Raw genomic sequence first — 7,267 nt, 5'->3', positions numbered from 1 at the left:
TTCAAAAAAATTTCAAAATTCTCTTGACTGTTTATAGTTTGTCACCTCATTTCCTACTCTGGCAATTCAAAGATACCGTGTTCCGTTACTAAAAATTCCCCGTGTTCCTGCAAGTGAGAAGCATAGGCTTCAAAGTCAAAGTAGTATTCTTGACAGTCGTCGGACAGATGTTTGAACGTCGGGTCGTTCATCAGCTTTTGCCTTGCAACATCTATCATGCTTTTGCAGTCGGGATAAACCGTAATCACGTTCCTGCAAATATAAAGTGCTTCTAAATTCTCAAACACCGTAAGTAGTGATACATATTCTTCCTGCATATCACTTGAAAGCTGGCGGTACATAAAATCTAATTCGTTGAGCTGGTACACGCTGGTGTGTTCGTGGACTTCATCAGCATAAGGCAACACCTTTTCGATAATACGATAATCCCCACTTTCTGCACCGATACCTAACTTTTCTTCAAACTCGGCAACATCTATCGGCAGGTCGAACCAGTATGATATTGTTTCTTCGCCAGTTGTTCCTCTCGTTTCCACCAGCACCCTTGTTTCCTGCATTGTTCCTCACGTCCTTTCTGTTGCTTCATCACATCTTTTAAGCTCTGGTACGACATACCAAACACATACTTTGAAAAATCTTCTAACTGTTTTATATCATAATTCGTAAGCGGTAATCGCTTCATTTCATGCCACACTTTACGCTTGTAAGAGGGCAGGTTAGAAATATAATCACAGCCGACGTTTGCCTGCATATCCTTAAAAATATCGCTCATTTCATCACTCCAATCTGATTTTAGGTAAGAAAAAAGCAGTCAATCCTAAGACTAACTGCTTTATGTATATGGATATAATTTGATTAAGTTTTAAAACCAGTTTGTTTTTTCATCTCTAAATTGAGGGTTATCGCTGTGTTGATATGGATTATAGTTATTCAGATTGCAACCATATTCTTTTAATGATTTGATTTTGTTATCTTCTGTCCATTCAATTAAGGAAATACCGTCAAATTCTTCAACGCTTCCCGTATTCATTTCATTTTTAAAATACCATTCTACGACAGTTTGATTTTCTTTATGAAAGAACTGTTTAATATCCCAAATAATGACTTTACCACGAGTATTCCATTCATTAAACCAATGTTTTACTGTTTTAAGATTTTCATATTTAGGACACCAGCTTTCCGTATAAACAACATCTTCTGTAAAAATTTTATCTATTCCTAAGTCTTGCTGTTTCAACCACATATCAAACCATAAACGAATAATTTTTTCTCTCTCATTCAAAATAGAACACCTCGATTACTTCTTTTTTCACATTATAGCACCCATACATCAGCCACACAATAAAATTTTATGCACCGATAATCTTATTGAACAGCTCTAACAGTACATCTTTCACACCGCCAGCATTGAATACCAAGCCGACAGCAATCAAGGCAACTACCAAGAAACCGATAAGTTTTGAAAACTCACGCTTGAACCCTAAGTAGATACCGATAACCACAATCGACATAAGCACTAAGCTCTGTGCGTTGCTTAAAAACCATTGATACAAATTTTGCCCGAAATTCATGTTATTTGTCCTCGCTTTCTTTTAATTTCTTCATTTCATAGTCAGCTCCTTTGCCAACACTTAAAATACACATCAAGGCTACGCCGATACCCGTTCCAACAGATACCAGCAGGAAGTCTTTCAATAATTCCCACATTTTTTCATCACTCCTAACTTTCTACTAAATCTTTTGCAGGGGTCGTCTGCTGTTTGATTATCATTTCATGCTTTTCTGTGAGCTTTGCCTGCTGTTCGATAGTTTTCATGTAGTCTGTTCCGTTTCCCTTATCAATCCTTTTCAGCATTTTCAAGGTCGGTGCTACCTGCCGTTGTACCCACCGCAATGTACGGTCTAAGGTGTAAGGCTCTGGCTTTGTCGTCAGCTTCAAGCTCTGTCTGTTATCGCCGATAAACCACGCCCAGCGGTCATTGAGTTTCCAGTCATTTTTTCGCTTGTCTGCTTCTTCATCAACAAACCGCACATACTGGTTGATGATAGAAAAGGCAGTCTGCTCTGCGTCATAATAGGTCAGCAAATCTCGTACTGCATAATAGGCACGTTCATTTCTAAGCCGTATCTCAAAACGGTTGATAATGTCGGCTTCTTCCAGCGGTGTCCCTAACTTGACGTACTGCTCATAGTCCTTTTCATAGATACAGAAATACACATCTGATTTTAGCGAACCAAGATAAAGGGTGCGTCCCATATATTCTCTGTCGTCCTCTCTATGCTTGATAAGCTCGCCCGACTGATAAAACTTATAACTTCTGGACTTTCCGATATATTCCCGTTTCCTGCATTTTTCCGCAAGCTCTGGAATATCCAAAATACCCGTATGGTCGTTGATAGCAAGGTCGATACGCTTCATCACGCCACCGTCTATGAGTGCGTCCATGAGAAAGTCATACCAACTTCTTTGTTGTGCCAGCAGGTAACTTTCAAACTGTCGGCAACCACGCCCCTTTAACTCTAAAAGGACACCTTTTTCTTCGTCAGCCGACGTATAGATAAAGATGTCCCCTAAAGAATAATGCTCCGTATAACTGTAATGTCCGTAATCTTCATGGAGCATATAATTGATATTCAGTTTTAATATATCTTTGATGATGTGCTGTATATCCAGCGTGGGAAAACGAATTTTCACATAATCAAACAGCATGGTAAGCGGTACTTCTGGATTGAACCTTGCCAGTTCCTTATGCAGAGTTTCCAGAAGTTCCTTTGACGGCTTCATTTTTCCACTTTCTATCTTGTTGAAATATTCCCTTGTGATACCAGAAGCCACCGCCAGCCTGCCTTGTGAGATACCGTAAGCAATCCGTTTCTCCCGTAATTCTTTTATCCGTTGTTCTTCATTCAGAACCATACCCCCAATCTGTAAAGTGTGAAGTTTTTTAAGGCGACTTCACAGCCGATTTTTGCTAGAAAACCATGCCAGAAGCCTTATGTTTCCTATGTTTTTTGTCTATTGTCTATTTGCAAACGTACCCCTCTGTTAGATACCGAGGGGTTTTACCTGCTGGCGTGGCTTCGCCACACCAGCAACGGCTAGTCCGTGCCGTCGCCTTTCGCTTCGCACGTCGCCGTCCCGTCCTGCCTTGCTTGTGCAAGAGAGCCGATAGTCTGCAAAAAATCATGTCCTTTCGGGACTAAAGGCGTGTAAAATTCGCTTATCACGCTTGTTCCCACATCACAGTAGCCACGCCCCTTGATACGCTTCTGAAAAAACTGCTTTTTCACATCTGAACCAAACAGCATACCGTAACCTAATTCGCTGATACGCCCCAATCCCACACGGAAATTGAAGTTATCTCGGATACCGTCCGAGAAATACTTTGCGTCTGGACGCTGGCAGGCAACGATAAGGAAATATCCAGCCTGCCGTCCCAGCATGACAATTTTCTTTAACTGGCTAAGCAGGCTCACGCTTTCTTTCGCCCCCAGCATTTCAAAAAATGCTACATATTCATCAAAGATAAGAAAACAGGGTGGCAGTCCCAGATAGGCGTAGTTTTCGCCCGTCTTATAGTTAGGGTGTCGCTTCATTTCCTCGCTTCGCTGTACCATGCCCTCATAAAAGGCATGGACGCAATCTATCATTTCTTCTTTAGTGTGATACACATTTCCCATAACTGTCCCCAAGTCTGCAAGGTCACCGTTCTTCGGGTCTAAGATATAAAGGACAGCGTTGGTATGCAGTAAGGCTTCAATGAGCGTCAGCAGAAAATAGGTTTTACCGCCACCAGTCCCACCAGCAATCAGAGCGTGTGGGAGTGCGTCATATTCCCAGACAAGATTTTTCATCAGTCTAAGACTGCCGTTTTCTGCCCGTACTTCATCAATGGTAATGCGGTTCGCTATCATATCATAAAGCAGGGTATATTCGATATATCCGTCATGCAGGGTCTTGTCGGTCAGCTCACAATACAAGCCACTTTCCAATTTATCCTCTAACCGTAAAAGCTGGTCTTGATATTTCCCCAGCGTAATTTCACAGCGGATATGAAGCAAGCCTTTTTCCATTTGATAATAAATCTTCGGAAACCAGACGATTTTTTCCCTTGATCTGCTTTGCAGGTCAGTAAAAAAACCGCTGTCTTGTATGGTATCGGCTTCATACCACTTATTTTCCAGTATCATTCTTGCCAGCTTTTGACGGTGCAGGAGCTTCTTGAAACTGTCATAACAGAAGCGGTAATACAGAAAAGCGACCAATGCACAAACACCAGTCGCTATCAGTATGGTTATGAAGTTGCAAGGGGAAAGCGTCAAGCCATTCTCAAACAAGCTGAAATGCTCCCAATCGGTACGCATGAGCTGTTTGATATTCAGTAGCAAAAGAACCGCTACAAATACAAACAGAAGCGTTCCTATGGAAAAGTGATAGACAAGGTGCTTGTCGCTGGCTCTGATACGGTGTCCTTTGTTCCAAATCTTACGCATAAATCAATCACTCCTTTCTGGGTACGAAAAAAGCAGTCAATCCAAAGACTAACTGCTATAAAAAGTTATTTTCACAAATCAAACACAATGCAAATATTAAGCATTTCATTATTATACTCGGCTGAAATTGTACCATTCATCTTTTCAACTAATGCTTTTGAAATAGACAATCCCAGTCCAGTTGAATTTCTAGCATTATTAACTGTATAAAATCGGTCAAATAATTTTCCAACTTCTATTTCAGTCAAATTTGAAGCATGGTTTATAAAATGAATTTCTCCATTTTCAAATAATGTAACTTCTAAATCACCATTACTGTACTTGACCACATTATTCAATAAATTTGCAAATATTCTTGATATTGCAGAACGGTCAAGATTACGAACTATCTTTTTCTGTGGAATGATAATCTTAGGAGAAATTTGCTTTTCTTTTAAAATTGTATAGAATGAAGCGATACTTTCCTCTAATACATTGTTAATAGTAATAGGTTCAATTTTTAAATCTTCTTCTGAAGTTAAAATCACAGAATAACGAAATAATTCTTCTGTTAGTTGTTTTAGCATTTCTGTACGATTTTTTATGACAGCAATATATCTATTCACTTTTTCACTTTTTTCTTCTTGTTCAAGTAAATCCAAATAGCCATATATTGCGGTTAGCGGTGTGCGTAAATCGTGAGAAACATTTGTAACAGCATTTTTTAATTCTATATCGCCTTTTTGAAATTTTCTGCGTTCAGCTCGGAGCTTTCGTAGCTGGATATTTATTTCATTTGCTAAATGACACATATATTTATCGTTGCTTGAAATATCAATCAGAGTATTACTATCGGTTATGAGCTTTTCAGCGAATGAACATTCTATTTCTTTTGCAGATTTTCGTAATAAATGTATCTTGATAAGTAACAAGACAATCACTAAAATCAGTCCACTTATGAAAAGCCATAACCATAGCATAATTTTTCACTCCTTTACTTTAAATCTTTTTTCTTGAAAATCCAAACACCTGCACCAGTTGTAAGTATAACGATTACTAAGGAATATATAGGCAATCGTGTTAAATTAACAACTTGCATTGTTGAACATTGAATTGCTTGACCGCCTGGATTTACATCATAAATGAATTGCACAATTTCTCGTTTTGTTCCGTCTAAATATTTTGGATTTTCCATTTCTTGAGCTGTGTTTTCTCCATTTTCTCCTATCGAATAAGCTGGAATAGTTTTTGGAGCGTCCAACATTCTATTACATATTGCACCAGCAAACAAAAGCCCAAATGAAAATAGAATACAAGCTACTGCAATAATAGCTTTATTTTGAGAGAGCATTGCTACAAGTGTAAAAAGAGAAGCAAATGTAACTGATAAAACCAAGACAGTTACTCCTATCATTACAATCATTTTCATATCAGCAACAAAAAATCCAAGTAAAGGAATTCCAACGCTGAGATACGGAACAAAAAACACAATACACATTGTAATTGCAATAATAGAACAAGTTACCATATTTGATAAATAAATAGTTTCTCTTTTCTGTCCTACGATAATTTTGTTTCTGATTGTCCCGTCATTATGTTCTGTACCGATAAAAAGACTACAAAATACAGCAAGAATAATTCCTATGAACAATGCACACATGAAAAATCCATTGTCAAGATTATTGATATATCCAGACTGTTTCATATCCCTATATCTCAATAGTGGGCTAGCTATTCCAATCACAAACATAAAAGCTAATGAACCCCAAAAACATTTATTTTTCCTTAATCGAAAGAAATTAGCAGATAATAATTTATTCATGTCTTGCACCCCCTACCAAGCTAACAAAATAACTTTCTAAACTTTCATCATGTTCATGTATCGAAATAACTTCACAATCTTTTTTGGATAATTCTGTCGTTAATTTTGAAATATTAACTTTTTCAAAAATATCCGCTTCTGTATTAGAAAGTATTTTATATTCAATGTTCATAGTGTCTAAAACATAAGCAAGGGTTTTTGTGCTTGATACTTTTAAATGAGTACATTTTCGGCATTTACTTTCCAATTCAATAGAGCTAATCTGTTTTATCATTTTACCATTGTCAATAAAGCCATAGTATGTTGCCAGTTTTGATAGCTCGTCTAATATATGACTAGAAATCAAAACGGTAATTCCATGTTCTTGATTGAGCTTCAAGATCAATTCCCTAATTTCTATAATTCCTTGTGGGTCAAGTCCATTGACTGGCTCATCAAGAACGAGAAAATCTGGCGAACCTGCAAGAGCAACCGCAATACCTAGTCTTTGACGCATACCAAGAGAAAAATTTTTTGCTTTTTTATTTCCCGTATTTTCAAGACCAACTAATTTTAATATTTCGGAAATTCCATCATCAGAGGGAATACCTAATACTTTGTATTGCTCCTTTAAATTTTCATACGCTGTTAAATCAACATAAATTGACGGTGTTTCTACGATTGCTCCCATTCTGCGACGAGATTTTGTAATGTCTTTATCTATGTGCTTTTTGCCATAAAGAACATAGTCGCCAGATGTAGGCTCTTGTAAACCACATATCAACCGTATAAGAGTTGTTTTGCCTGCTCCGTTTTTGCCGATAAGACCATAAATCGAACCTTTAGGCACATTCATTGATAAGCCGTTGAGTGCTTTAAAATGCCCGTAGTTCTTACATAAAGAATTTGTTTTAAGAACATATTCCATGATTTTTACCTCCTGTTTTCTGATATAGTTATTCTATCTTGTAAGAGTAAAGAAAACGGTAAAGA

Annotated in this window: 10 protein-coding genes; all 10 read right to left on the bottom strand. The window is 37.7% G+C overall.

What is annotated here, in order from left to right; all coding sequences use genetic code 11:
* Nucleotides 1-53 precede the first annotated feature (53 nt).
* Nucleotides 54-557 carry an antirestriction protein ArdA gene (locus DXD92_RS09190; protein WP_118640436.1) on the bottom strand — a complete coding sequence of 168 codons (504 nt, stop codon included), beginning with the start codon at nucleotides 555-557 and terminating at the stop codon, nucleotides 54-56.
* Complete coding sequence (locus DXD92_RS09185) at nucleotides 476-772, bottom strand: hypothetical protein (protein ID WP_008687105.1); 297 nt, start codon at nucleotides 770-772, stop codon at nucleotides 476-478. Before DXD92_RS09185 ends, DXD92_RS09190 begins: the two co-directional genes overlap by 82 nt.
* A 90-nt stretch (nucleotides 773-862) precedes the next feature.
* Nucleotides 863-1,282 (bottom strand): nuclear transport factor 2 family protein, encoded by a 420-nt coding sequence (locus tag DXD92_RS09180; RefSeq protein WP_003060053.1) that lies wholly within the window; start codon nucleotides 1,280-1,282, stop codon nucleotides 863-865.
* Between the two features lie 67 nt (nucleotides 1,283-1,349).
* Nucleotides 1,350-1,571, bottom strand: a complete 222-nt coding sequence (locus DXD92_RS09175; protein ID WP_003060793.1) for a hypothetical protein — start codon at nucleotides 1,569-1,571, stop codon at nucleotides 1,350-1,352.
* Between the two features lies 1 nt (nucleotide 1,572).
* Nucleotides 1,573-1,707, bottom strand: coding sequence for a DUF3789 domain-containing protein (locus tag DXD92_RS09170; RefSeq protein ID WP_003061156.1), 135 nt, complete (start codon nucleotides 1,705-1,707; stop codon nucleotides 1,573-1,575).
* Between the two features lie 13 nt (nucleotides 1,708-1,720).
* Nucleotides 1,721-2,917 (bottom strand): MobT family relaxase, encoded by a 1,197-nt coding sequence (gene mobT / locus DXD92_RS09165; RefSeq protein WP_003062030.1) that lies wholly within the window; start codon nucleotides 2,915-2,917, stop codon nucleotides 1,721-1,723.
* A 182-nt stretch (nucleotides 2,918-3,099) separates the two neighbouring features.
* The gene (locus DXD92_RS09160; protein ID WP_118640435.1) at nucleotides 3,100-4,494 is read right to left on the bottom strand and encodes an FtsK/SpoIIIE domain-containing protein; all 1,395 of its coding nucleotides are present in this window, start codon (nucleotides 4,492-4,494) and stop codon (nucleotides 3,100-3,102) included.
* 71 nt (nucleotides 4,495-4,565) lie between these two features.
* The gene (locus tag DXD92_RS09155; RefSeq protein WP_117719197.1) at nucleotides 4,566-5,456 is read right to left on the bottom strand and encodes a sensor histidine kinase; all 891 of its coding nucleotides are present in this window, start codon (nucleotides 5,454-5,456) and stop codon (nucleotides 4,566-4,568) included.
* An 11-nt stretch (nucleotides 5,457-5,467) separates the two neighbouring features.
* Nucleotides 5,468-6,295: an ABC transporter permease subunit gene (locus DXD92_RS09150; RefSeq protein WP_117719196.1), complete on the bottom strand. Its 828-nt coding sequence runs from the start codon at nucleotides 6,293-6,295 to the stop codon at nucleotides 5,468-5,470.
* Nucleotides 6,288-7,202, bottom strand: coding sequence for an ATP-binding cassette domain-containing protein (locus DXD92_RS09145; protein ID WP_022621470.1), 915 nt, complete (start codon nucleotides 7,200-7,202; stop codon nucleotides 6,288-6,290). Before DXD92_RS09145 ends, DXD92_RS09150 begins: the two co-directional genes overlap by 8 nt.
* Nucleotides 7,203-7,267: the final 65 nt, after the last annotated feature.

The sequence above is a fragment of the Blautia sp. TM10-2 genome (assembly GCF_003480845.1).
Lineage (GTDB): Bacteria > Bacillota > Clostridia > Lachnospirales > Lachnospiraceae > Fusicatenibacter > Fusicatenibacter saccharivorans.
The sequence above is the reverse complement of the archived record's forward strand: the minus strand, read 5'-3'. Positions and strand labels throughout refer to the sequence as shown.

Excerpts from the sequence above, each read along its gene's own strand:
- DXD92_RS09145 (WP_022621470.1), bottom strand. The coding sequence starts at position 7,202 with ATGGAATATGTTCTTAAAACAAATTCTTTATGTAAGAACTACGGGCAT.
- mobT (WP_003062030.1), bottom strand. The coding sequence starts at position 2,917 with ATGGTTCTGAATGAAGAACAACGGATAAAAGAATTACGGGAGAAACGG.
- DXD92_RS09175 (WP_003060793.1), bottom strand. The coding sequence starts at position 1,571 with ATGAATTTCGGGCAAAATTTGTATCAATGGTTTTTAAGCAACGCACAG.
- DXD92_RS09150 (WP_117719196.1), bottom strand. The coding sequence starts at position 6,295 with ATGAATAAATTATTATCTGCTAATTTCTTTCGATTAAGGAAAAATAAA.
- DXD92_RS09170 (WP_003061156.1), bottom strand. The coding sequence starts at position 1,707 with ATGTGGGAATTATTGAAAGACTTCCTGCTGGTATCTGTTGGAACGGGT.
- DXD92_RS09190 (WP_118640436.1), bottom strand. The coding sequence starts at position 557 with ATGCAGGAAACAAGGGTGCTGGTGGAAACGAGAGGAACAACTGGCGAA.
- DXD92_RS09185 (WP_008687105.1), bottom strand. The coding sequence starts at position 772 with ATGAGCGATATTTTTAAGGATATGCAGGCAAACGTCGGCTGTGATTAT.
- DXD92_RS09160 (WP_118640435.1), bottom strand. The coding sequence starts at position 4,494 with ATGCGTAAGATTTGGAACAAAGGACACCGTATCAGAGCCAGCGACAAG.